The organism is Streptomyces showdoensis (genome assembly GCF_039535475.1).
GTDB classification, from domain to species: domain Bacteria; phylum Actinomycetota; class Actinomycetes; order Streptomycetales; family Streptomycetaceae; genus Streptomyces; species Streptomyces showdoensis.
The window spans coordinates 606,978-628,273 of record NZ_BAAAXG010000028.1; the positions used below are offsets into that span (position 1 = coordinate 606,978).

General features: G+C 71.3%; 22 protein-coding genes and 5 tRNA genes. 9 read left to right on the top strand and 18 right to left on the bottom strand.

The features are described 5' to 3' along the window. Positions 1-36 precede the first annotated feature (36 nt). Both thiD and ABD981_RS37345 read right to left on the bottom strand, forming a co-directional pair. Positions 37-837 (bottom strand): bifunctional hydroxymethylpyrimidine kinase/phosphomethylpyrimidine kinase, encoded by an 801-nt coding sequence (thiD, locus tag ABD981_RS37340; RefSeq protein WP_046905452.1) that lies wholly within the window; start codon positions 835-837, stop codon positions 37-39. Then, positions 834-1,796, bottom strand: coding sequence for a thiamine-phosphate kinase (locus ABD981_RS37345; RefSeq protein ID WP_046905451.1), 963 nt, complete (start codon positions 1,794-1,796; stop codon positions 834-836). Before ABD981_RS37345 ends, thiD begins: the two co-directional genes overlap by 4 nt. A gap of 233 nt (positions 1,797-2,029) precedes the next feature. Between ABD981_RS37345 and ABD981_RS37350 the strand changes: the two genes are divergently transcribed. Next, positions 2,030-2,263: an Lrp/AsnC family transcriptional regulator gene (locus ABD981_RS37350; protein ID WP_046905450.1), complete on the top strand. Its 234-nt coding sequence runs from the start codon at positions 2,030-2,032 to the stop codon at positions 2,261-2,263. A gap of 23 nt (positions 2,264-2,286) precedes the next feature. Next, a complete protein-coding gene (locus ABD981_RS37355) occupies positions 2,287-2,766 on the top strand; it encodes a DUF3515 domain-containing protein (RefSeq protein WP_046905449.1) in 480 nt (159 codons plus the stop codon). A gap of 46 nt (positions 2,767-2,812) precedes the next feature. Here the strand turns inward: ABD981_RS37355 and ABD981_RS37360 are convergent, their stop codons facing one another. The 3 genes from ABD981_RS37360 to ABD981_RS37370 all read right to left on the bottom strand — a co-directional run bounded on the left by ABD981_RS37360 (position 2,813) and on the right by ABD981_RS37370 (position 5,778). Then, positions 2,813-3,952 carry a D-alanine--D-alanine ligase family protein gene (locus ABD981_RS37360; protein WP_046905448.1) on the bottom strand — a complete coding sequence of 380 codons (1,140 nt, stop codon included), beginning with the start codon at positions 3,950-3,952 and terminating at the stop codon, positions 2,813-2,815. Between the two features lie 78 nt (positions 3,953-4,030). Continuing rightward, on the bottom strand, positions 4,031-5,032 hold the full coding sequence (locus ABD981_RS37365; protein WP_123954083.1) for an NAD(P)H-dependent glycerol-3-phosphate dehydrogenase: 1,002 nt from the start codon (positions 5,030-5,032) through the stop codon (positions 4,031-4,033). After that, complete coding sequence (locus ABD981_RS37370; RefSeq protein ID WP_046905447.1) at positions 5,029-5,778, bottom strand: lysophospholipid acyltransferase family protein; 750 nt, start codon at positions 5,776-5,778, stop codon at positions 5,029-5,031. Before ABD981_RS37370 ends, ABD981_RS37365 begins: the two co-directional genes overlap by 4 nt. Positions 5,779-5,902: 124 nt before the next feature. Between ABD981_RS37370 and cofC the strand changes: the two genes are divergently transcribed. Together cofC and ABD981_RS37380 are read left to right on the top strand one after the other, a co-directional pair. Beyond that, positions 5,903-6,574, top strand: a complete 672-nt coding sequence (gene cofC / locus ABD981_RS37375) for a 2-phospho-L-lactate guanylyltransferase (RefSeq protein WP_046905446.1) — start codon at positions 5,903-5,905, stop codon at positions 6,572-6,574. Positions 6,575-6,584: 10 nt separating this feature from the next. Then, the gene (locus ABD981_RS37380) at positions 6,585-6,788 is read left to right on the top strand and encodes a 2-phospho-L-lactate guanylyltransferase (protein WP_046905445.1); all 204 of its coding nucleotides are present in this window, start codon (positions 6,585-6,587) and stop codon (positions 6,786-6,788) included. A gap of 81 nt (positions 6,789-6,869) precedes the next feature. On the opposite strand, the gene ABD981_RS37385 is transcribed toward ABD981_RS37380, so the two are convergent. The 4 genes from ABD981_RS37385 to leuC form a co-directional block, all read right to left on the bottom strand. Beyond that, positions 6,870-7,553 (bottom strand): HU family DNA-binding protein, encoded by a 684-nt coding sequence (locus tag ABD981_RS37385; protein WP_046905444.1) that lies wholly within the window; start codon positions 7,551-7,553, stop codon positions 6,870-6,872. 142 nt (positions 7,554-7,695) lie between these two features. Continuing rightward, positions 7,696-7,923, bottom strand: coding sequence for an SCO5555 family protein (locus ABD981_RS37390; RefSeq protein ID WP_046905443.1), 228 nt, complete (start codon positions 7,921-7,923; stop codon positions 7,696-7,698). A 104-nt stretch (positions 7,924-8,027) separates the two neighbouring features. After that, complete coding sequence (gene leuD / locus ABD981_RS37395; protein ID WP_046905442.1) at positions 8,028-8,621, bottom strand: 3-isopropylmalate dehydratase small subunit; 594 nt, start codon at positions 8,619-8,621, stop codon at positions 8,028-8,030. A gap of 6 nt (positions 8,622-8,627) precedes the next feature. Continuing rightward, a complete protein-coding gene (gene leuC, locus ABD981_RS37400) occupies positions 8,628-10,052 on the bottom strand; it encodes a 3-isopropylmalate dehydratase large subunit (RefSeq protein WP_046905441.1) in 1,425 nt (474 codons plus the stop codon). A gap of 140 nt (positions 10,053-10,192) precedes the next feature. Between leuC and ndgR the strand changes: the two genes are divergently transcribed. Further along, entirely contained in the window at positions 10,193-10,909 is a 717-nt protein-coding gene (ndgR, locus tag ABD981_RS37405; protein WP_005311436.1) for an IclR family transcriptional regulator NdgR, read from the top strand. Positions 10,910-11,073: 164 nt separating this feature from the next. On the opposite strand, the gene ABD981_RS37410 is transcribed toward ndgR, so the two are convergent. The 9 genes from ABD981_RS37410 to ABD981_RS37450 form a co-directional block, all read right to left on the bottom strand. Further along, positions 11,074-11,146: transfer RNA gene (locus ABD981_RS37410), tRNA-Glu, on the bottom strand. A gap of 23 nt (positions 11,147-11,169) precedes the next feature. Then, a tRNA-Gln gene (locus tag ABD981_RS37415) sits at positions 11,170-11,241 on the bottom strand. An 18-nt stretch (positions 11,242-11,259) separates the two neighbouring features. Further along, positions 11,260-11,335, bottom strand: a tRNA-Glu gene (locus tag ABD981_RS37420). Positions 11,336-11,396: 61 nt separating this feature from the next. Further along, positions 11,397-11,469 (bottom strand) — tRNA-Glu (locus ABD981_RS37425). Between the two features lie 41 nt (positions 11,470-11,510). Then, positions 11,511-11,582: transfer RNA gene (locus ABD981_RS37430), tRNA-Gln, on the bottom strand. A gap of 96 nt (positions 11,583-11,678) precedes the next feature. Further along, a complete protein-coding gene (locus ABD981_RS37435; protein WP_046905440.1) occupies positions 11,679-12,401 on the bottom strand; it encodes an HAD family hydrolase in 723 nt (240 codons plus the stop codon). Positions 12,402-12,533: 132 nt separating this feature from the next. Beyond that, complete coding sequence (gene gltX, locus ABD981_RS37440; protein WP_046905439.1) at positions 12,534-14,006, bottom strand: glutamate--tRNA ligase; 1,473 nt, start codon at positions 14,004-14,006, stop codon at positions 12,534-12,536. Beyond that, complete coding sequence (locus ABD981_RS37445) at positions 13,999-14,793, bottom strand: fumarylacetoacetate hydrolase family protein (protein ID WP_046905438.1); 795 nt, start codon at positions 14,791-14,793, stop codon at positions 13,999-14,001. The genes gltX and ABD981_RS37445 overlap by 8 nt, the downstream gene beginning before the upstream one ends. A 146-nt stretch (positions 14,794-14,939) precedes the next feature. Further along, on the bottom strand, positions 14,940-15,128 hold the full coding sequence (locus ABD981_RS37450; RefSeq protein WP_046905437.1) for a hypothetical protein: 189 nt from the start codon (positions 15,126-15,128) through the stop codon (positions 14,940-14,942). 564 nt (positions 15,129-15,692) lie between these two features. On the opposite strand from ABD981_RS37450, the gene ABD981_RS37455 reads away from it, so the two are divergent. The 4 genes from ABD981_RS37455 to ABD981_RS37470 all read left to right on the top strand — a co-directional run bounded on the left by ABD981_RS37455 (position 15,693) and on the right by ABD981_RS37470 (position 20,960). Further along, complete coding sequence (locus ABD981_RS37455) at positions 15,693-19,415, top strand: sensor histidine kinase (protein ID WP_046905436.1); 3,723 nt, start codon at positions 15,693-15,695, stop codon at positions 19,413-19,415. A gap of 9 nt (positions 19,416-19,424) precedes the next feature. Beyond that, positions 19,425-19,838, top strand: coding sequence for a roadblock/LC7 domain-containing protein (locus ABD981_RS37460; protein WP_046905435.1), 414 nt, complete (start codon positions 19,425-19,427; stop codon positions 19,836-19,838). Between the two features lie 155 nt (positions 19,839-19,993). Continuing rightward, positions 19,994-20,398 (top strand): DUF742 domain-containing protein, encoded by a 405-nt coding sequence (locus ABD981_RS37465; RefSeq protein ID WP_046905434.1) that lies wholly within the window; start codon positions 19,994-19,996, stop codon positions 20,396-20,398. Further along, on the top strand, positions 20,379-20,960 hold the full coding sequence (locus ABD981_RS37470; protein WP_046905433.1) for a GTP-binding protein: 582 nt from the start codon (positions 20,379-20,381) through the stop codon (positions 20,958-20,960). Before ABD981_RS37465 ends, ABD981_RS37470 begins: the two co-directional genes overlap by 20 nt. Positions 20,961-21,296: the final 336 nt, after the last annotated feature.

Here is a 21,296-nt window from a genome sequence, read left to right on the forward strand (position 1 = left end):
GGGCCCCGGGGCCCGGCCTGATCCGAAAGACACGGCCTAGCCCCGGAAGCGCCAGCCGTGGTCGACCGGGCCGATGCCCGCGCCCAGCGCGAACCCGGCGGCGATCGCCCCCGTCACGTACGCCTTGGCCTCCCGCACCGCCGCCGGCACCGGCAGGCCCCGCGCGAGCCCGGAGGCGACCGCGGAGGCGAGCGTGCAGCCCGTGCCGTGGGTGTGCCGGTTGTCGTGCCGCGGCGCCCGCAGCCAGTGCTCCTCGGAGCCGTCCGTGAGCAGGTCCACGGCCGCCTCGCCGGAGGGCAGGTGCCCGCCCTTGATCAGCGCCCAGCGCGGCCCGTACGCCAGGATCGCGTCGGCGGCCCGCCGCATCCCGGCCTCGTCCTCGACCACGAGGCCCGTGAGCTGCGCCACTTCGTCCAGGTTGGGGGTGGCGACGGTCGCGACCGGCAGCAGCTTCATACGGACGGAGTCGAGCGCGGAGGCGGCGAGCAGCGGGTCGCCGTGCTTGGAGACGCCGACCGGGTCGACGACCACCGGGGCGTCGAGCGGGGCCAGCAGCTCCGCCACCGTCTCCACCAGCGGGGCTGAGGCGAGCATGCCGGTCTTCACGGCCTGGACGCCGATGTCGTCCACCACGGCCCGGAACTGGGCCCGTACGGCCTCCACGGGCAGCTCCCAGGCGCCCAGGACGCCCCGCGAGTTCTGGGCGGTCACCGCGGTGAGCACGCTCATGCCGTGGACGCCGAGGGCGAGCATCGTCTTCAGGTCGGCCTGGATGCCCGCGCCGCCGCCGGAGTCCGATCCGGCGACGGTCAGCACCAGCGGGGGACGGGAGGTCACTCGGTCTCTCCGAAGTGGTCCCAGCCGCCCTTGCTGTGCCAGGGCGCCCCGTCGACGGTCACCTGGGGCAGCGCCGAGGGGTTGAGGACCTCGCCGATGACCTTCCAGCGGGCGGGCAGCTTCACGTCCGGCGGGAAGGTCGCCACGATCGCGTGGTCCTCTCCCCCGGTGAGCACCCACTGGAGCGGGTCCACTCCGACGGCCTGGCCGATGTCGTTCATCTGGGTGGGGATGTCGATGAGGCCGGAGCGCAGGTCGATGCGGACCTTGCTGGCCTCGGCGATGTGCCCGAGGTCGGCGATCAGGCCGTCGCTGACGTCGCACATGGCGGTGGCGCCGAGCCCGGCCGCCGCGGGGCCCGCGTGGTACGGGGGCTCGGGGCGCCGGTGGGCCTCGACGAAGGCGCGCGGGGAGCGGAAGCCGCGGGAGAGCACCGCGTAGCCGGCGGCGGACCAGCCGAGCCAGCCGGTGTAGGCGACGACGTCGCCGGGCTGGGCTCCGCCGCGGGTGACCGGGTCCTGGTTGCGCAGGTCGCCGAGGGCGGTGATGGAGACCATGATCGTGTCGCCGCGGACGACGTCCCCGCCGACCACGGCCGCGCCGGCCACCTGGCACTCGTCGCGCAGGCCGTCCATGAGCTCGGTGGGCCAGGTGACGGGGAGTTCGGCGGGGACGACCAGGCCGAGCAGGAGCGCGGTGGGCACGGCGCCCATGGCCGCGATGTCGGCGAGGTTCTGGGCCGCGGCCTTGCGGCCGACGTCGTAGGCCGTCGACCAGTCGCGGCGGAAGTGACGTCCTTCGAGCAGGATGTCCGTGCTGGCCACCACCCGCCGGTCGGGGGCGGAGACGACCGCGGCGTCGTCGCCGGGTCCGATCCGTACCGCCGGGGTGGCGGTGAGCCGGGAGGTGAGCTCCTTGATCAGCCCGAACTCGCCCAGCTCTCCGACTGTGCCCTTCACCGCGTCTCACCTCGTGTCGTCGTGCCGGCCGCCGCGCCGCTCCGCCGCGCCTCGCGCTGCGGGTCGCGGGCCGTCACCGTGCCGGATACCGTCAAGTAGACCGTCAACTTCTTACGTGCGTACGCCACACTGCGAGCGCCTCGGGGCGCGCAGGTCTCCCCGCGGCGCGAGGCGACGCGGTACCGTGGCGTCTCTTTCTCCCACAAGATCCTCGTGGCCGCCCTGGAGGTTCCGTGGTACAGGCGTACATCCTTATTCAGACCGAGGTGGGCAAGGCGTCGACCGTCGCCGAGACCATCGCCAAGATCCCGGGGGTGATCCAGGCCGAGGACGTGACCGGTCCGTACGACGTGATCGTGCGGGCGGAGGCCGACACCGTGGACGCGCTGGGCCGCATGGTGGTCGCCAAGGTCCAGCAAGTGGAAGGCATCACGCGCACCCTCACCTGCCCGGTCGTGCATATCTAGCCCCCGTCTACCCTAGGCCGGTGATGTCTTCCCACCGGCCCTTCGGCCTGCCCGCTTCCGCCGCCGCGGCCGTGCTGCTGCTGGCCGTCGCGGGCTGTTCCTCTCCGGGCGCGAAGGCGTCGGTCCCGGTTCCCAGTCCGCCGGCGGCCGAGGCCGCCGTCTGCCGTTCGCTCGCGAAGGAGCTGCCCGGCACCGTGGCGGGTCTGGAGCGCTCCGGCACCGAGCCGGACTCCGAACTGACCGCCGCGTGGGGGGATGCGGCGATCGTACTGCGCTGCGGGGTCCCCCGGCCCGAAAAGATGAACGATCCGCAGGCGCACGGGATCGACGCCGACGGCGTGAACTGGCTCTTCGAGCGCCTGGAGAACGGCGGACCGCGCTTCACCACGACGTACCGCAAGGCGTACGTCGAGGTGACGCTGGACGAGCGGTACGCGCACGACGTCGGCCCGCTCGTGGATCTCGCCGCCCCCGTGAAGAAGGCCGTCCCCCCCAGCCTCTAGGCGCCCCCCGGGCCGCCCGAGGGCGGCCCGGGGCTGCCCGGGAGGACTAGCGCAGGCCCGTGGAGCGGTTGAGCGCGGCCTGGATGAGCCGGTCGACGAGCTCCGGGTAGCTCACCCCGCTCTCCTGCCACATGCGCGGGTACATGGAGATGGGCGTGAAGCCGGGCATCGTGTTGATCTCGTTGATGACGAAGTCGCCGTCCTCGGTGAGGAAGAAGTCGGCGCGCACCAGGCCCTCGCAGGAGACGGCCTCGTAGGCCGCGACCGCCAGGCGCTGGATCTCGGCGGTGGCCTCGTCGCCGATCGGCGCGGGCACGATGCCGGAGGCCGAGTCGATGTACTTGGCCTCGAAGTCGTAGAAGTCGTGGTCGGTGACCGGCGGGATCTCGGCCGGCACGCTGGCGCGCGGGCCGTCCTCGAACTCCAGGACGCCGCACTCGATCTCGCGGCCGCGGATCAGCGACTCGACGATGATCTTCGGGTCGTGCCGACGGGCCTCCTCGACGGCCTCGTCGAGGCCGGCCAGGTCGTCGACCTTGGTGATGCCCATGGAGGAACCGCCGCGGGCGGGCTTCACGAAGAGCGGCCAGCCGTGGTCGGCGGCGAACTCCACGATCTTCTTGCGGGCCGCGGCGGGGTTCTGCTCCCACTCGCGCGGGCGGATGACCTCGTACGGGCCGACCGGCAGGCCGAAGGAGACGAAGACCCGCTTCATGTACTCCTTGTCCTGGCCGACGGCGGAGGCGAGCACGCCCGCGCCGACGTACGGGACGCCGGAGAGCTCCAGCAGGCCCTGGAGGGTGCCGTCCTCGCCGTACGGGCCGTGCAGCATGGGGAAGACGACGTCGACCTCGCCGAGGGCCTGCGGCACGGAGCCGGGCTCGTTGTAGACGACCTCGCGGCTGGCCGGGTCGACGGAGAGGACCACGCCGCCGGTCTCCGACTCGGCGAGGTCGGTCACGCTCGGCAGGGTGCGGTCGGCGATGGCCATCCGCTCCGGGGCGTCGGCCGTCAGCGCCCAGCGCCCGTCGGTGGTGATGCCGATGGGCAGCACGTCGTACTTGTCCCGGTCGATGGCGCTCAGGACGGCGCCTGCGGTGACGACGGAGATGGCGTGCTCGGAGCTGCGTCCGCCGAAGACGACGGCCACGCGCGGCTTGCGGGGGCTCTGGGTGTTCTCGCTCATATCGCGTTGAGGGTACCTTGCGACGTCCGAACTGCTGAGCGCCCCGCTGCCACCGCGCGCGTACGGGTCAAGCCGGGCTCAGCGCCGCTCCGCCTTGGCGCTGCGGGACATCAGCTCCTTGAGCGCCACGATCGGCGGCTTGCCGTCGTGGACGATGGAGACGACGGTCTCGGTGATCGGCATGTCGACGCCGTGCCGGCGGGCCAGATCGAGGACGGACTCGCAGGACTTGACGCCCTCGGCGGTCTGCTTGGTGGCCGCGATGGTCTCCTCCAGGGTCATCCCGCGGCCCAGGTTGGTGCCGAAGGTGTTGTTCCGGGAGAGCGGGGAGGAGCAGGTGGCGACGAGGTCGCCGAGGCCCGCGAGGCCGGAGAAGGTGAGCGGGTCGGCGCCCATGGCGAGGCCGAGACGGGTGGTCTCGGCGAGGCCGCGGGTGATGAGGGTGGCCTTGGAGTTGTCGCCGAGGCCCATGCCGTTGGCGATGCCGACGGCGAGCCCGATGACGTTCTTGACCGCTCCGCCGAGCTCGCAGCCGACCACGTCGGTGTTGGTGTACGGGCGGAAGTACGGGGTCATGCAGGCGGTCTGGAACCGCTGGGCGACCGCCTCGTCGACGCAGGCGACGACGGCCGCGGCGGGCTGCCGGGCGGCGATCTCCTTGGCCAGGTTGGGTCCGGTGAGGACGGCCACGCGCTCGGCGGGGACCTCGGCGACCTCCTGGATGACCTCGCTCATCCGCTCGGCCGTACCGAGTTCGACGCCCTTCATCAGCGAGACGAGGACGGTGTCCGGGGCGAGCAGCGGCTTCCAGGCGGCCAGGTTCTCGCGCAGGGTCTGCGAGGGCACGACGAGGACGGTGAAGTCGGCGCCGCGGGCGGCCTCGGCCGGGTCGGCGGTGGCCGTGATGCCCTTGGGGAGTTCGACCCCCGGCAGGTAGTCGGGGTTCGTCCCGGTGGTGTTGATGGTCTCGGCGAGGGCGGCGCGGCGGCCCCACAGGCTCACCTCGCACCCCGCGTCGGCGAGCACCATGGCGAAGGCCGTGCCCCAGGATCCGTTGCCGAAGACGGCTGCCTTGGTCACTTCTTGCCTTCCTCCGCGGCCTTGCGCCGCTGTTCCTGCCGGGCCTTGCGGTGGTCGTACGGCTCCGCCGGCGCCTTCTCGCCCCGGACCTCCTCCAGGAGGCGGGTGATGGCGGCCATGATCTCCTCGGTGGCCTCGCGCAGCACGTCGGGCGTGGGCTCGACGTCGTAGAAGCGGGAGAGGTCGACCGGCGGACCGGCCTGCACGATCAGGGTCTTGCGCGGCCAGAGCCGGAACTTGTTCTCCTTGGCGTACGGCGGCATCGCGAGGTTGGCGCCCCACTGGGCGACCGGGACGACCGGGACCTTGGTGAGCAGCGCGACGCGGGCGGCGCCGGTCTTGCCGGCCATGGGCCACATGTCGGGGTCGCGGGTGAGGGTGCCCTCGGGGTAGAAGGCGACGCACTCGCCGCGCTCGATGGCGTCGACGGCGGCCCGGAAGGCGTCCAGGGCGTTGGTGGTCTCGCGGTAGACCGGGATCTGCCCGGTGCCGGTCAGCATGGTGCCGACGAAGCCCTTGAAGAGGCCCGCCTTGGCGAGGAAGCGGGGCACCCGGCCGGTGTTGTACTGGTAGTGCGCGTACGACAGCGGGTCCAGGTACGAGTTGTGGTTGACCGCGGTGATGAATCCGCCGTCGGCCGGGATGTGTTCCGTCCCGCGCCAGTCCCGCTTGAACAGCACCACCAGTGGGGGTTTGGCGATGACCGCCGCCAGGCGGTACCAGAAGCCGATTCTGCGGCGGGGCACTCGTACACCTTTCTCCGGGACTGGTTCGAGGGGGTCAAGTGTCACTCCCCGCTCCTGGTCTGTCGAGGACACCGTACGCCCCGGGGCTCGGGCGGATCGCGCGGGCGGGACAGAATGGGTCCCGATGAGGAACTCCGCCGCCGGTGACGCCGGCGATCACGTCGCCGACGGCTGGTCCCTGGTGGTGCCGGTGAAGCCGCTGGAGCGCGCCAAGAGCAGGCTGGCCCCGGCCGCGGCCGGGGGTCTGCGGCCCCGGCTGGCGCTGGCCTTCGCCGAGGACACGGTGGCGGCGGTGCTGGCCTGCGCGGCGGTACGGGATGTGGTGGTCGTCACGGACGACCGGGCGGCCGCCGGGGCGCTGGCGGCCCTCGGGGCGCGGATCGTGCCCGACGTGCCGGGCGGCGGGCTCAACGCGGCGCTCGCGCACGGGGCCCGCGCGGTGCGGGCGGTGCGGCCGGCCGCGGCGGTGGCGGCGCTGAACGCGGATCTGCCGGCGCTGCGCTCCGCCGAGCTGGCCCGGGTCCTGGACGCGGCCGGGAAATTTCCCCGGGCATTTCTCGCGGATGCCGCCGAAATAGGTACGACATTCCTCTCGGCGGGTCCCGGTACGGAATTGGAACCGGCATTCGGAGGGGCTTCGCGCCGGCGGCATTTGTCCACGGGGGCGGTGGAAATCCGGCTCGCGGGGGTGGATTCCGTGCGCCGGGACGTGGACACCGGGGAGGACCTGGCGGCGGCACTGGCGCTGGGCGTGGGGCCGCGGACGGCGGCCCGGTGGGTGGGCGCGGCCGGATAGGCTGCGGTCCATGCAGGCGACCGCGTACACGTACGACCCCGAGACCCGCAGCGGAAGTGTGCTGCTCGACGACGGCACCCCGGTGGAGTTCGGGGCCGAGGCCTTCGAGGCGGGCGGGCTGCGGCTGCTGCGGCCGGGGCAGCGGGTGCGGATCGAGACGGCCGGCGAGGGCGGGGCCCGGCGGATCACGCTGGTGACGCTGCAGACCTTCTGACGAGGGCTTCCGCCCTCCGGACGCGCCGCGGGCCGGGCTCCCCGAGAGGGAGCCCGGCCCGGCGTGTGAGCACCTGCCGCCTTACTTCTTCGCGGCGGCCTTCTTCGCGGTGGTCTTGCGCGCCGTCGTCTTCTTGGCGGGCGCCTTCTTCGCGGTGGCCTTCTTCGCCGGCGCGGTCTTCTTGGCGACGGTCTTCTTGGCCGCGGCCGTCGTCTTCTTCGCCGGGGTCGCCTTCTTCGCGGCCGCGGTGGTCTTCTTGGCGGTCGTGGTGGTCTTCTTCGCCGCCGCCGTGGTGGTCTTCTTCGCGGCCGCGGTGGTCTTCTTCGCGGCGGCCGTCGTCTTCTTGGCCGGGGTCGCCTTCTTCGCGGCGGCCTTCTTGGCGGTCGTGGCCTTCTTGGCCGCGGCCTTCTTGACGGTCGCGGAGGCGCCGCCGGTCAGGCTGCCCTTCGGGGCCTTCTTGACGGAGACCTCGCCGCCCTTGGGGAGCTTCTTCGAGCCGCTGACCAGGTCCTTGAAGCCCTGACCCGCACGGAAGCGCGGAACGGAGGTCTTCTTGACCCGCACGCGCTCACCCGTCTGCGGGTTGCGGGCGTAGCGGGCCGGACGGTCGACCTTCTCGAACGAGCCGAAGCCGGTGACCGAGACCCGGTCCCCGCTGACCACGGCACGCACGATGGCGTCGAGCACGTGGTCGACGGCGTCGGCGGCCTGCTGGCGGCCGCCCATCTTGTCGGCAATCGCTTCTACGAGCTGCGCCTTGTTCACGTCTTCCCCTTCGGAGACATTGCCGGAACGAAAGTGTTCAAGCTATTTCGCACGTTAGGCATGTATATACCGCAAATCAAACACGAAACGGGCTAATCACCCTAGTGCCGCAACGCTGAAGTACGTTGCGGAGTTCCTGGTGTCAGTCGTCTTCAGGGAATCGGCCCTCGTCGAGGTCCTTCATCAACCGGTCCAGACGCGTTGCCGCGTCCGGGAGATCGTGCTTCGCCGCGGCCGTGATGACCAGCAGCTTCCGGGACAGCGCCATCCTTACGCCCTCCGGGACTTGCAGTGAGCGCACTCTTGTGTGCGCTTCCTTCAATCGGGCGGCGACTGCCTCGTAGAGCTCGAGTTGGCTGTCGCGTTCCATGCACCGATTGTGCCATCTAGGGCGAGTTGTCGCCCGACGGGGTCTCAACAAGCGACTGCGCCCCCCACCGGGCGGTGGGGGGCGCAGTCGTGGAAAAGCGCTGCTCAGACCGTAATTGTACGGGGCTTGAAGGCCGGCCGAGAGGCCTCGTAGGCGGCGATGTCCGCTTCGTTCTGAAGGGTGAGGCTGATGTCGTCCAGGCCGTTCAGCAGACGCCAGCGGGCGTTCTCGTCGAGCTCGAAGTCGGCGTCGATCCCGGGCGCGACGACCTTGCGGGCCTCCAGGTCGACGGTGACCTCGACGGTCGGGTCGGCCTCGGTCAGCTCCCAGAGGGCGTCGACGGTCTCCTGCGGCAGGACGACGGTCAGCAGGCCGTTCTTCAGCGAGTTGCCGCGGAAGATGTCGGCGAAGCGGGCGGAGATGACCGCCTTGAAGCCGTAGTTCTGCAGCGCCCAGACGGCGTGCTCACGGGAGGAGCCGGTGCCGAAGTCGGGGCCGGCGACCAGGACCGTGGCGCCCTGCCGCTCCGGGCGGTTGAGGACGAACTGCTCGTCCTTGCGCCAGGCCTCGAACAGGCCGTCCTCGAAGCCGTCGCGGGTGACCTTCTTGAGCCAGTGCGCCGGGATGATCTGGTCGGTGTCGACGTTGCTGCGGCGCAGCGGGACGGCGCGGCCGGTGTGGGTGGTGAATGCTTCCATGGTTCCTCAGACCCCCGCGGTGGTGGCGACGTCGGACAGATCGGCCGGGGAGGCCAGGTGGCCCAGGACGGCGGTGGCGGCGGCGACCTGGGGGGAGACCAGGTGGGTGCGCCCGCCCTTGCCCTGCCGGCCCTCGAAGTTGCGGTTGGAGGTGGACGCGGAGCGCTCGCCGGGGGCCAGTTGGTCGGGGTTCATGCCCAGGCACATCGAGCAGCCCGCGTGCCGCCATTCGGCGCCGGCCTCCTTGAAGACCTTGTCCAGGCCCTCCTCGACGGCCTGCAGGGCGACCCGGACCGAGCCGGGGACGACCAGCATGCGGACGCCGTCGGCGACCTTGCGGCCCTCCAGCAGCGAGGCCGCGTTGCGCAGGTCCTCGATGCGGCCGTTGGTGCAGGAGCCTACGAAGACGGTGTCGACCTTGATGTCGCGCAGCGGCTGCCCGGCGGTCAACCCCATGTACTCCAGGGCCTTTTCGGCGGCCAGGCGCTCCGAAGCGTCTTCGTACGAAGCGGGGTCGGGGACGTTCGCCGAAAGCGGCGCGCCCTGGCCCGGGTTGGTGCCCCAGGTGACGAAGGGGGCCAGCGCGGCGGCGTCGATGACGACCTCGGCGTCGAAGACGGCGTCCTCGTCGGACTTCAGGGTCTTCCAGTACGCGACGGCGGCGTCCCAGTCCTCGCCCTCGGGGGCGTGGGCACGGCCCTTCAGGTAGGCGAAGGTGGTCTCGTCGGGGGCGATCATGCCCGCGCGGGCACCGGCCTCGATCGACATGTTGCAGATGGTCATCCGGGCCTCCATCGAGAGCTTCTCGATGGCCGCGCCGCGGTACTCCAGGATGTAGCCCTGGCCGCCACCGGTGCCGATCTTGGCGATGATCGCCAGGATCAGGTCCTTGGCGGTGACGTCCTCGGGCAGCTCGCCGTCGACCGTGATGGCCATGGTCTTCGGGCGGGCCAGCGGCAGCGTCTGGGTGGCCAGCACGTGCTCGACCTGGCTGGTGCCGATGCCGAAGGCCAGCGCGCCGAAGGCGCCGTGGGTGGAGGTGTGCGAGTCGCCGCAGACCACGGTGGTGCCCGGCTGGGTCAGGCCCAGCTGCGGTCCCACCACGTGGACGACGCCCTGCTCGACGTCGCCCAGCGGGTGCAGCCGGACGCCGAACTCGGCGCAGTTCTTCCGCAGGGTCTCCAGCTGGGCGCGGGAGACCGGGTCGGCGATCGGCTTGTCGATGTCGAGGGTCGGGGTGTTGTGGTCCTCGGTGGCGATGGTGAGGTCGAGGCGCCGCACCTGCCGGCCGTTCTGGCGGAGCCCGTCGAACGCCTGCGGGCTGGTCACCTCGTGCAGCAGGTGCAGATCGATGAAGAGGAGGTCGGGCTCGCCTTCGGCGCGCCGGACGACGTGGTCGTCCCAGACCTTCTCCGCGAGTGTCCTACCCATCGCTTTCCCTCCGGCCGGCGGCGTGCGCCGGCACCACTAGAGATCGTTTCGCGAGCCGTCGTGCGGCCGCCTCACCAGAGTGACGCGTTCCTCGGAAAATTGAACTTGCGTTTCACAGAGTGAGACGCGAATATCGTTTCATGGACAACTCTAGCGGCGTAGGCGTTCTCGACAAGGCAGCCCTTGTCCTGAGCGCCCTGGAGTCCGGTCCGGCCACCCTCGCAGGTCTGGTCGCGGCGACGGGACTCGCACGACCCACGGCACACCGACTCGCCGTGGCTTTGGAACACCACCGGATGGTGGCCCGTGACATGCAGGGCCGGTTCATCCTCGGACCGCGGCTGGCGGAGCTCGCCGCCGCGGCCGGCGAGGACCGTCTGCTGGCGACGGCCGGGCCGGTGCTGACGCACCTGCGCGACGTGACCGGCGAGAGCGCCCAGCTCTACCGGCGCCAGGGCGACATGCGCATCTGCGTGGCGGCGGCCGAGCGGCTGTCCGGACTCCGGGACACCGTCCCGGTCGGCTCGACGCTGACCATGAAGGCCGGCTCGTCCGCGCAGATCCTGATGGCCTGGGAGGAGCCCGAGCGGCTGCACCGCGGCCTGCAGGGGGCCCGCTTCACGGCGACGGCCCTGTCGGGCGTAAGGCGCCGCGGCTGGGCCCAGTCGATCGGCGAGCGGGAGCCCGGCGTCGCGTCCGTCTCCGCGCCCGTACGCGGCCCCTCGAACCGCGTGGTGGCCGCCGTGTCGGTCTCCGGCCCGATCGAGCGCCTGACCCGCCACCCGGGCCGGATGCACGCCCAGGCGGTCATCGACGCGGCCGCGCGCCTCTCCGAGGCCCTGCGCCGCAACGGCTGACCTCCCCGCCGCCCTTTCCCTCTCTTCAGCTGTCTCGTACGTCACCGGCCCACCGCTCCAACGCCGCAGCGGTGGGCCGGAGTTGTGTCCACGATCACATCACTCGTGGTCGACCGGGAACGACGAAGAAGCCCTCCCCCGAAGGGAAGGGCTTCTTCGTTTCGTACCCCCGACCGGATTCGAACCGGCGCTACCGCCTTGAGAGGGCGGCGTGCTAGGCCGCTACACAACGGGGGCAAGATCTCTGCGAGAGAGACTCGCTGGCCTACCTGGACTCGAACCAAGACTAACTGAACCAGAATCAGTCGTGCTGCCAATTACACCATAGGCCACTGGTGGATAAGACCAGTTGGTACCCCCGACCGGATTCGAACCGGCGCTACCGCCTTGAGAGGGCGGCGTGCTAGGCCGCTACACAACGGGGGCCCTAGCGATCCTGCATCGGGTTCACCGGGAGCTACCCAAGTGATCCCGCGGGAAGGATCTGTACCCCCGACCGGATTCGAACCGGCGCTACCGCCTTGAGAGGGCGGCGTGCTAGGCCGCTACACAACGGGGGCTTTGTGGATGCCATCCACGGTTTGCAGATGAGCTCTGCGAGCTGGCCTACCTGGACTCGAACCAAGACTAACTGAACCAGAATCAGTCGTGCTGCCAATTACACCATAGGCCACCGGGGCGCGATCCCTCCGAGGAGAGGATCTTGCTCGGCTTGCGCTTCCGGGTCTTTCCGGCCTTTCGGCCCGTTTCCCTCGGCGCAGGAAGAACATTACCCGAAGGTGGACGGTGCTCCAAAACGCGTATCCCCACGCAGGACGCGGGACAGCTGATGGAGGTCGGTGATGCGGGTCAGCTCGGGTCTCCCACCGGTGTCCGCGCGGTCCAGCCAGACGCCCAGGAGCCCCGCCTCCACCGCGCCCCGGGCGTCGATGTCCGGCTGGTCCCCGACGTACGCGACCTGCCAGGGCGGCAGCCCCAGGGCCGTACAGGCGGCGTGGAAGGCCTCGGCGGCCGGCTTGGCGACCCCGAGCTCCGCGGCGCACAGCACGGTCTCGAAACGGTCGCGCACGCCCAGCGCGCGCAGCTTGTGCTCCTGGTTGTGGATGCTGGAGTTCGACAGGACCGCCTGCCGGTACTCCCCCGCGAGCAGGTCGAGGACCGGCCGCGCGTCGGGGAACAGCTCCCAGGCGGCCTCGTAATGGCCCAGGTACCGCTCGAACCACCCGTCGGCCTCCTCGGCGGTCAGGCCCGGCCGCGCCAGGAAGTCCCGCACCCGCTCGCGCCGCTGCTCCCGGAAGTCCACGCCGCCGGCCTCGAAGCGGCGCCAGTGGAGCACCGTGAGCTCCTTCCAACGCCCGAGGGCCTGGTCGACGGAGTCGTACCCGTCCACCAGGCCCTCGGCGGTGAGGTGGGCGCGCATCCCCTCGTGGTCGGCGCTCGCGTAGTCGAAGATCGTGTCGTCGATGTCCCAGAGGACCGCGCGGATGCCCATGGGACGACCGTACTCCCGGACCGCGGCCCGGAGGCGGGATCCGGGAGCACGGAGGTCCGGCGGGTCCGGGGACGCCGCGGGGGCGGCGCCCGGAAGGTCCGGGCGCCGCCCCCGTGGGCGTGCGGAAGGGTGTCAGCCGGCCAGCTTGGCCAGGGCGGCGTCGACGCGGGCGAGGGTCTTCTCCTTGCCCAGGATCTGCAGCGACTCGAAGAGCGGCAGGCCGACCGTGCGGCCGGTGACGGCGACGCGGACCGGGGCCTGGGCCTTGCCCAGCTTGAGGCCGTGGGCCTCGCCGGCGGCCAGGACGGCGTTCTTGAGGGACTCGGGGTCGCTCCAGTCGGCCGCGTCCAGCTTCTCGCGGGCGGTCACGAGCAGGGCGTCGGAGCCCTCCTTCATGGCCTTGGTCCAGCTGGCCTCGTCGAAGACCGGCTCGTCGAGGAAGAGGAAGTCGACGTTGGCCGTGATGTCCGACAGGACGGTCAGGCGGGTCTGGGCGTACGGCGCGATGGCCTCCCAGGCGGCCCGGTCGAAGTCCTCCGGGGCCCAGTTGGCGTGCGGGGCGGTCAGCCAGGGCTCGCAGGCCGCGGCGAAGGCCTTCACGTCGAGCATGCGGATGTGGTCCGCGTTGATCGACTCGGCCTTCTTGAGGTCGAAGCGGGCCGGGTTGGCGTTGACGTCCGCGATGTCGAACTTGGCGACCATGTCCTCGATCGAGAAGACGTCCTGGTCGGCCGAGAAGGACCAGCCGAGCAGCGACAGGTAGTTCAGCAGGCCCTCGGGGAGGAAGCCGCGCTCCCGGTAGAGGTTGAGGGAGGCCTGCGGGTCGCGCTTGGAGAGCTTCTTGTTGCCCTCCCCCATGACGTACGGCAGGTGGCCGAAGACCGGGATCTCCTTGGCGACGCCCAGCTCGATCAGCGCCTTGTAGAGCGCGATCTGCCGCGGGGTGGAGGAGAGCAGGTCCTCGCCGCGCAGGACGTGGGTGATCTCCATCAGGGCGTCGTCGACCGGGTTGACCAGCGTGTACAGCGGAGCGCCGTTGGCGCGCACGATGCCGTAGTCGGTGACGTTCTCGGCCTGGACGGTGATCTCGCCGCGGACCAGGTCCGTGAAGGTGGTCGCCTCGTCGGGCATCCGGAAGCGGACGATGTGGCTGCGGCCCTCGGCCTCGTACGCCTGCTTCTGCTCGGCGGTGAGGTCGCGGCAGTGGCCGTCGTAGCCGGACGGGCGGCCGGCCGCGCGGGCGGCCTCGCGGCGCTCGTCGAGCTCCTCGGCGGTGCAGTAGCAGGGGTACGCGTGGCCGCCGGCGAGCAGCCGCTCGGCCACGTCCTTGTAGATGTCCATGCGCTGGGACTGGCGGTACGGGGCGTGCGGGCCGCCGATCTCCGGGCCCTCGTCCCAGGTGAACCCCAGCCAGCGCATCGAGTCGAGCAGCTGCTGGTACGACTCCTCGGAGTCGCGGGCCGCGTCGGTGTCCTCGATGCGGAAGACGAACGTGCCCTCGTTGTGCCGGGCGAAGGCCCAGTTGAAGAGGGCGGTGCGGACCAGGCCCACGTGGGGGTTGCCGGTCGGGGAGGGACAGAAACGTACGCGGATCGCGTTAGCCACGCTTGATCACCTTGTTGGTGAGAGTGCCGATGCCTTCGATGGTGACGGCGACCTCGTCGCCGACGTTGAGGGGGCCGACCCCGGCGGGGGTGCCGGTGAGGATGACGTCGCCCGGGAGCAGCGTCATGGCCTCGGTGATGTGGACGACCAGGTCCTCGATGGAGCGGATCATGTCGCTCGTCCGGCCGAGCTGTCGCTGTTCGCCGTTGACGGTGGCCTGGACGGTCAGGTCGCCGGCGGCGGCCGGGGTCAGGTCGGTCTCCACCCAGGGGCCCAGCGGGCAGGAGGTGTCGAAGCCCTTGGCGCGGGCCCACTGGGCCTCGCGCTTCTGGACGTCGCGGGCGGTGACGTCGTTGGCGCAGGTGTAGCCGAAGATGACGTCCTTGACGCGCTCGCGGGGAACCTCGCGGCACATGCGGCCGATGACCACGGCCAGTTCGGCCTCGTGGTGCAGCTCGTCGGAGAAGGAGGGGTACTCGATGGCGTCGCCGGGGCCGATGACCGAGGTGGTGGGCTTGAAGAAGGTGACCGGAACCTCGGGGACCTCGTGGCCGAGCTCCTTGGCGTGCTCCGCGTAGTTGCGGCCGATGGCCACGACCTTGTTGGGGAGCACGGGCGGCAGGAGCCGGACCTTGCTGAGCGGGACCTTGGTGCCGCTCAGCTCGAAGTCGGTGTACGGGATGCCCTTGATGATGTCGAGGACCAGGCCGCCGGACTCGACGGTCCCTTCGCCCTCGACCGCGCCGAAGGCGACGTTGCCGTCGATGGAGAATCTGGCGATGCGCACGAGTGCTGTCGCCCCTCACTTGCTACTGGCTGGAGTCTGACGCTCCAGGCTAACGCGGCGAGGGGCCGTGTCCTGCGGGGATTACCCGGCGGGCCGCCGGATCCCGGGACCGGGGACCGGGCCCGGCCCGATCCGGCGGACGGGGACTAGCGCTCGGGGCGGTACGGCTCCGGGGCGGTCATCAGGACGGTGCGGCGCGGGTTGGCCGTCTGGGCCGGGAGCTGGACGGCGTACTCGGGCTGGGCGCCGCGGCCGAGCTGGGCGGCGTCCTCGAGGTGGGCGAGGGTGGCGCGGCGGGGGTTGGCCGTGGTGCGGAGTACGGGCGTCGTGTTCATCGCGGTCTCGGATCCCTTGTCTGGGGCGGGGCTGGGGGCGTCACCCATTTTGTAAAGCGTCAGGCTAAACATGCAATTCCCTTGGAATGCCTGGCGGATCCAACGAACTACGTGTGAGTTTGCTCACCACCACGCGAACAAATAGGGCATTACGCACCGCCATCCGTCGCCACCGAAACGGACATTCCGCCATTGAATGATCCATTCCGCTCCTGATCATGGCGACTGGGACACCGGGGCCACCTCGCCCCTTCGATGCGATACGCCCGATTCCTCCGTGATCATCTTCTACATGGGGTGACACGGCGTTCACGCGTTGTCATCCCCTTCGCGCCACGCCCCACAGCCCTTGTTGGAGATCCGGCACTGTGCTGGAATTCCCGCACCGCCGCTGGTTTGCAAGCCGGCGCGCAGGAGGCGCGAGCAGCGCCGGCCGAGTGGCGGGAAAGGGGGATCTGCGCCGGTCACCTACGACCACCACTGGGGCGCGCCTGCGCCCCACGAAGCCGACACCGTCCTCTCCGTTCACCCGGAAGGACGCCTGGTCCAGAGGTTGCGACGCTAGTGCAGGGACGTTTCAAGAGGGATGGCACGGGCTCTTCCCAGGCCCGGAAGGGCCGAGGGGAAGCTCCGGCGGAGCAGGAGCCGCGTGCCGGAGCCCAGCACGGCTCCTCGGCCCCGCACTCCCCGAACCCGGGACAGGGCGAGGGCGACACCGCCGCGCGCGGCGCCGCCGACGCCTCCGCCGAACAGACCGCGCCCCCCAAGGCGGGCGCGGAGAACGAGGTCGGGCCCCGAATAGCCCTGCGCAACTGGCGCATCTCCACCCGCCTGGTGGCGCTGCTGACCCTCCCCGTGGTCGCGGCGACCAGCCTCGGCGGCATCCGCATCAGCGAGTCCCTCGAGGACATGCAGCAGCTCGACCACATGCAGCTGCTCACCAAGCTGACCAAGGAGGCCACCGACTTCGCGCAGGCCCTGCAGGCCGAGCGCGACCTGTCGGCGGGTCCGCTGGCCAACGGCAAGACGGTCAGCGACTACCAGATCTCCAACCCGCGCAAGGCGACCGACCGCGCGTACAAGGCGTTCCTCGACGCGACCAACGACATCCCGGCCACCGAGGACGACGAGTCGCTGCGCAGCATCCGGCAGAACGTCAGCCAGATCGCCTCGCAGGTCAGCCAGCTCGGCGCGATCCGCAGCTCCGCGTACGAGAAGAACATCGCCCACTCGGTGACGGTCGAGGCCTACAGCCGCCTCATCCGCTCGCTGCTCAGCCTGTCCCAGGACATGGCCCAGGCGACCAGCAACCCGGAGATGATCAAGCGGACCCGCGCGCTCGCCGCGTTCTCGTCCGCCAAGGAGTACGCCTCCATCCAGCAGGCGATCATCGCCGCCGCGCTGCCCTCCAGCGACAGCAAGTCCGGCAGCCTCCAGCTCGGTGACCGCCTCTACGGCGAGGCCGCCCTCAACTCCGAGGGCGTCGAGCTCAAGACCTTCCAGTCGATCTACGAGTCGACCGGCGGGAACGCCGACGAGCTGACCGCCGCGCTGACCTCCGGCAACCCGTCCATCGACGCGGCCGACAAGTACACCGAGCGGGTGCTGCAGTCGGACCGCGGGATGTCCGACCGCGTCAAGCGCGGTCACCTGAACTTCACCGACGAGTACGGCACGAAGATCCAGGCAATGAACACCATCGAGGCCACGCTGCTGGGCGAGATGGAGAGCAAGGCCCGTGAGCTGCGCCAGGAGTCGCAGCGCGACGCCATCATCAACGGTGCGCTGATCCTCCTCGTCCTCGGCGTCTCCCTCGTCGGCGCCTTCGTCGTGGCCCGGTCCATGATCCGCTCGCTGCGCCGGCTCCAGGACACCGCGACCAAGGTCGCCCAGGAACGCCTGCCCGAGCTGGTCAAGCAGCTCTCCGAGTCCGACCCGCAGGACGTCGACACCTCCGTCGAGTCCGTCGGTGTGCACTCCCGGGACGAGATCGGCCAGGTGGCCGCGGCCTTCGACGACGTGCACCGCGAGGCGGTCCGCCTCGCCGCCGAGCAGGCCCTCCTCCGGGGCAACGTCAACGCGATGTTCACCAACCTCTCGCGCCGTTCCCAGGGCCTCATCCAGCGTCAGCTCTCGCTCATCTCCGAGCTGGAGTCCCGCGAGGCCGACCCGGACCAGTTGTCCTCGCTCTTCAAGCTGGACCACCTCGCGACCCGTATGCGCCGGAACGGCGAGAACCTCCTCGTCCTCGCCGGTGAGGAGCCGGGCCGTCGCTGGACCCGCCCGGTCCCGCTGGTCGACGTCCTGCGTGCCGCCGCGTCCGAGGTGGAGCAGTACGAGCGCATCGAGCTGGCCTCGGTCCCGGCGACCGAGGTCGCCGGCCGGGTCGTCAACGACCTCGTGCACCTCCTCGCCGAGCTGCTGGAGAACGCCACCTCGTTCTCCTCCCCGCAGACCAAGGTCAAGGTCACCGGTCACGCGCTGCCCGACGGCCGGGTGCTCGTCGAGATCCACGACACCGGCATCGGCCTCTCCCCCGAGGACCTCGCCGCGATCAACGAGCGGCTCGCCTCGCCGCCCACCGTGGACGTCTCGGTCTCCCGCCGCATGGGTCTGTTCGTGGTCGGCCGCCTGTCCCTGCGACACGGCATCCGGATCCAGCTGCGCCCGTCCGACTCGGGCGGCACCACCGCGCTCGTCATGCTCCCGGTCGACGTCGCCCACGGCGGCAAGAAGCCCGTGCCGAAGCCCGGCGCCGGCGGCCAGGGCGCCGTGCCGCAGGGCCAGTCCGCCCCCGGCGGTCTGCTGGCCGGCGGTCCCGGCGCGGCCGGTGGCCCCGGCGGCCGTCCGGGCGGTGCCCCGGGTGCTCCCGGCGGCCGGCTCGCCGCCGGTCCCGGTCCGCGCACCGCGCTGCCGGGCCGCGACGGCGCCCAGCGCCCGAACGGTCCGCAGGGCCAGGGCGGTCCGCAGGGCCAGAACCTGTTCCAGGAACGCAGCCCGCAGCCCGCGCAGGCCCAGGGCCCGCAGACGGCGCAGCTGCCGCAGGTCCCCCAGGAGCCGCAGCGGCCCGAGCCGCAGCAGCGTCCGGGTCTCGGCGCCCCCGGCGGTTTCGTCGGCGGCGCGCAGAGCGCGATCCCGTCCCGTACGGACGTCTGGGGCGGCCAGCCGGCCGGCCAGGCTCCGCAGCAGCAGGCGCCCCAGGCCCCGCAGGAGCCCCGCCCGGGCCAGAACGGCTTCCCGCGCGCCGAGCTGCCGGGCGGCAACCCCCAGCCGCAGCGCCCGCAGGCCGCCAGCTGGGGCAACGACCCGGCGCAGCCGGTCCGTCGGCCGCAGCAGGACATGACGCCGCTCGACGCGCCGCGCGGTCACGAGGAGCCGGAGAACACGGGCCGCTACGCGCAGCCCGGCGCCCCGCAGGGCCCCGGTTCCACGGGCCAGTTCCCGCGGCCCGACTTCGGTGCCCCGCAGCCGCAGCAGCAGATGCCGCAGCAGCAGGCCCCGCAGGGCTACCAGGGCGGCGTCCAGGACCCGGCGTCCACCGCGCAGTTCCCGCGCCCGGACTTCGGCGCCCCGCAGCCGCAGGCCCAGCCCCAGCAGGCGTACGGCCAGCAGCCGTACGTCCCGCAGGCCCAGGCCCCGCAGCAGCAGGCCCCGGCCCCGCGCCGGAACCCGCAGGACCAGCAGCAGGGCCGGCCCCAGCAGCCGCAGCTCCAGCAGCCGCGCCAGCCGGAGGCCCTGCCGCCGGCGCCGAGCGCCGGTGACGCGCGTACCCCGCTGTACGACACGCTGGAGACCAACTGGTTCCGGCAGGAGCAGGGTCAGGCCCAGGGCCAGGTGCCGGGTCAGCCGCAGGGGCAGGCCCCGGGCCAGGCGCCCGCGCAGCCCCGGCAGCAGGCCCCGGCTCCGGCCGTACCCCAGCAGCCCGTCTCCGCGGCCCCGCAGCAGCAGGGTCCGCAGCAGACGCAGCAGCAGGCACAGCAGCAGCGGGGCGGCGCCTGGCGCACCTCGCCCAACGACGAGCTGGTGCGCCAGGCCGAGCGGGTGCGCAAGCCCGCGGCCGGCGGTGTCACCACCTCCGGTCTGCCGCGGCGGGTGCCGCGTGCCAACCTCGTGCCCGGGACCGCCCAGGAGCAGGCCCAGTCGGCCGGCCCCCAGGTCTCCCGTGCACCCGACGACGTCCGCGGCCGGCTCACGAATCTGCGCCGCGGTATCCAGCAGGGCCGACAGGCGGGCAACTCGACCACGGGTTCCCACCACATCGGTCCGACCCACCAGCAGGAGCACTAGTTGAGCGCGATGAGCCAGGCGGCGCAGAATCTGAACTGGTTGATCACCAACTTCGTGGACAACACCCCCGGGGTGTCCCACACGGTGGTGGTCTCCGCCGACGGTCTGCTGCTCGCCATGTCCGAAGGGTTCCCCCGGGACCGCGCCGACCAGCTGGCGGCGGTCGCGTCCGGACTGACCTCGCTGACCGCGGGGGCGTCCCGGATCTTCGAGGGTGGTCCCGTCGCCCAGACGGTGGTGGAGATGGAGCGCGGCTTCCTCTTCCTCATGTCCGTCTCCGACGGTTCCTCGCTGGCCGTGCTCGCGCACCCCGAGTGCGACATCGGCCTCGTGGGCTACGAGATGGCGCTGCTCGTGGACCGGGCAGGCACGGTCCTCACCCCGGACCTGCGTGCCGAGCTCCAGGGCAGCCTGCTCCACTGAGCGGGCGCCGACCTCGTACTCCGTACCCAGACCGACCGCAGGGCGGTGCGCCCCTCCGCGCCGCCCCCGGACCGTTCACCGTCCGGCCGCCCCACCCGGCCCCCCACCGGCCCCATCAGACGGCAGAAGTCTCTGCTGTCACGCCCGGAGGATTCATGACCCCGCCCCCCGCCTCTCACGATCCGTATGGCGCGTCGATAGACGACGGCTACGGTGAGGGCGACCAGCCGCTGGTCCGTCCCTATGCGATGACCGGCGGCCGGACCCGGCCGCGCTACCAGCTCGCCATCGAGGCCCTGGTCAGCACCACGGCCGACCCGGCGCACCTGGCCACCCTGCTCCCCGAGCACCAGCGGATCTGCCACCTGTGCCGCGAGGTGAAGTCGGTGGCCGAGGTGTCGGCGCTCTTGTCGATGCCGCTCGGTGTGGCCCGCATCCTCGTGGCCGACCTGGCCGAGGCGGGCATGGTGGCGATCCACCAGCCGGGCAACGGAGAGGCCGGCGGCACGCCGGACGTCACGCTCCTGGAAAGGGTGCTCAGTGGACTTCGCAAGCTCTGACGGCGGCGCGGCGCGCTCCACCACCAGCGCGAAGATCGTGGTGGCGGGTGGCTTCGGCGTGGGCAAGACCACGTTCGTCGGCGCGGTCTCCGAGATCAACCCGCTGCGGACCGAGGCCGTGATGACCTCCGCCTCCGCCGGCATCGACGACCTGACCCACACCGGTGGCAAGACCACCACCACGGTGGCGATGGACTTCGGCCGCATCACCCTGGACCAGGACCTGATCCTGTACCTGTTCGGCACGCCCGGCCAGGACCGCTTCTGGTTCATGTGGGACGACCTGGTCCGCGGCGCCATCGGCGCCGTCGTGCTGGTCGACACCCGGCGCCTCGCCGACTGCTTCCCCGCGGTCGACTACTTCGAGAACTCGGGCCTCCCCTTCGTCATCGCCCTCAACGGCTTCGACGGACACCAGCCGTACAACCCGGAGGAGGTCCGCGAGGCCCTCCAGATCGGGCCCGACACCCCGATCATCACCACCGACGCCCGCCACCGCGCGGACGCCAAGAGCGCGCTCATCACCCTGGTCGAGCACGCCCTCATGGCCCGCCTGAAGTAGTACACCTCAAGTAGAAGCCGATATACGGAAGTTGTCGTAGAGGTTTTGGGGGCGGTCTGTGTCCTTCGACACGGCCGCCCCCGCGTTCATAACATTTCGACAGAGAATTGGGGCGCCTCGGACACCCGATGCATCCGATCGGTGCCGCTGCGCTCACATGAGCCCCGCCATTTGGCGGGGCTCGCTCTTTATGCCCGTTTTATCTCTGGCGTGAAACCCAAAAACCGGCTGCTTCGCACTGTTTGGAAGGGACCCCCTTCACGTGCTGCAATTCATGAACTCCCGAGTAGTACGGCCCTGAACGAAACACCGGCACAACGTAGGTGCCGACGCCGA

What these genes read in the sequence shown, in the direction of transcription:
- ABD981_RS37390 (WP_046905443.1), bottom strand. Translation starts at nt 7,923, where the DNA reads ATGGAACGCGACAGCCAACTCGAGCTCTACGAGGCAGTCGCCGCCCGA.
- ABD981_RS37465 (WP_046905434.1), top strand. Translation starts at nt 19,994, where the DNA reads ATGACCCCGCCCCCCGCCTCTCACGATCCGTATGGCGCGTCGATAGAC.
- leuD (WP_046905442.1), bottom strand. Translation starts at nt 8,621, where the DNA reads ATGGAAGCATTCACCACCCACACCGGCCGCGCCGTCCCGCTGCGCCGC.
- ABD981_RS37435 (WP_046905440.1), bottom strand. Translation starts at nt 12,401, where the DNA reads ATGGGCATCCGCGCGGTCCTCTGGGACATCGACGACACGATCTTCGAC.
- ABD981_RS37380 (WP_046905445.1), top strand. Translation starts at nt 6,585, where the DNA reads ATGCAGGCGACCGCGTACACGTACGACCCCGAGACCCGCAGCGGAAGT.
- ABD981_RS37355 (WP_046905449.1), top strand. Translation starts at nt 2,287, where the DNA reads ATGTCTTCCCACCGGCCCTTCGGCCTGCCCGCTTCCGCCGCCGCGGCC.
- ndgR (WP_005311436.1), top strand. Translation starts at nt 10,193, where the DNA reads ATGGACAACTCTAGCGGCGTAGGCGTTCTCGACAAGGCAGCCCTTGTC.
- ABD981_RS37360 (WP_046905448.1), bottom strand. Translation starts at nt 3,952, where the DNA reads ATGAGCGAGAACACCCAGAGCCCCCGCAAGCCGCGCGTGGCCGTCGTC.
- leuC (WP_046905441.1), bottom strand. Translation starts at nt 10,052, where the DNA reads ATGGGTAGGACACTCGCGGAGAAGGTCTGGGACGACCACGTCGTCCGG.
- ABD981_RS37450 (WP_046905437.1), bottom strand. Translation starts at nt 15,128, where the DNA reads ATGAACACGACGCCCGTACTCCGCACCACGGCCAACCCCCGCCGCGCC.
- ABD981_RS37460 (WP_046905435.1), top strand. Translation starts at nt 19,425, where the DNA reads ATGAGCCAGGCGGCGCAGAATCTGAACTGGTTGATCACCAACTTCGTG.
- cofC (WP_046905446.1), top strand. Translation starts at nt 5,903, where the DNA reads ATGAGGAACTCCGCCGCCGGTGACGCCGGCGATCACGTCGCCGACGGC.